This window comes from Kitasatospora putterlickiae, assembly GCF_039527695.1.
Lineage (GTDB): Bacteria > Actinomycetota > Actinomycetes > Streptomycetales > Streptomycetaceae > Kitasatospora > Kitasatospora putterlickiae.
The window spans coordinates 4,095-5,196 of the sequence record NZ_BAAAKJ010000519.1 but is presented as its reverse complement, the minus strand read 5'-3'; the positions used below and the strand labels follow the sequence as shown (position 1 = coordinate 5,196).

1 protein-coding gene is annotated in these 1,102 nt (G+C 77.4%); it reads right to left on the bottom strand.

The features are described from left to right. The coding region (locus ABD308_RS38505) for a serine/threonine-protein kinase (protein ID WP_344345626.1) at nt 1-877 on the bottom strand (877 nt) is incomplete at its 3' end. Nucleotides 878-1,102 lie beyond the last annotated feature (225 nt).

Genomic DNA, 1,102 nt, shown 5'->3' with positions numbered 1-1,102 from the left:
CCCCCCCCCCCCCCCCCACCGCCAGCGCCGTCGGCAGCCAGTCCCCGCGCCCCGGCCGGGCCGCGGCCGCGCCGTCGCCGTCCAGCCGTTCCCGCAGTCGTGCGGGCGTCGGGCGGGCGGACGGGTCCTTGGCCAGGCAGTCCCGGACGAGGGACTCCAGCGGGCCGGACAGCCCGGCGAGGTCGGGCTCCTCGTGCAGCACCCGGTAGAGCAGGACGGGCGCGCTCACCCCGGAGCCGAACGGCATCGTGCCGGTCGCCGCGTAGGCGAGCACCGCGCCCAGCGAGAAGACGTCGCTGGCCGGCCCGGCGGGCAGCCCGTGCGCCTGCTCCGGCGACATGAAGCCCGGTGAGCCGAACACCTGGCCGGACTGGGTGAGAGCGGTGGTGGTGTCCAGGGCGCGGGCGATGCCGAAGTCGATCAGCCGGGGTCCGTCCAGGGTCAGCAGCACGTTCGACGGCTTGACGTCCCGGTGCACCAGCCCGAGGCCGTGCACATGGGCGAGCGCCTCGGCGAGGCCGACGCCGAGGGTCCGCACGGCCGGCCCGGGCAGCGGCCCGAAGTCCCGTACGGCGGTGGTGAGCGCCGGTCCGGCGACGTAGCCGGTGGCCACCCACGGGTGCCCGCCCTCGGTGTCCGCGTCCAGGACCGGTGCCGTCCAGGCGCCGCCGACCCGCCGGGCGGCCGCCACCTCCTGGCGGAACCGGGCCCGGAACTCGGCGTCCCCGGCCAGATCGTGACGGACCACCTTGACGGCGACGGTCCGCCCGCCCGTGGTCCGGCCGAGGTAGACCCGGCCCATCCCGCCCGCGCCGAGCAGCCGCAGCAACCGGTACTCGCCCACCTGTCGCGGATCGTCCGCCGCCAGCGGTCGCATGCCCACACTCCCCTCCGCACCGGGCGCGCCCGTCCCCGCCGCACGCCGCTGAACAGACGCTATCGGTCCGGGAGCACCCGCGGTACGGGATCCCGATCACGGAACCACTTCTTGATCCACTCGTGTCCGCCAGGCCCTCCGCCGGGGCACGGCCCGGCCGTCGACGGGACACCGCCGTCCCCGAGGACGGTCACCGCCGCCCGCACGGGGGCGTGCGGGGGCGGG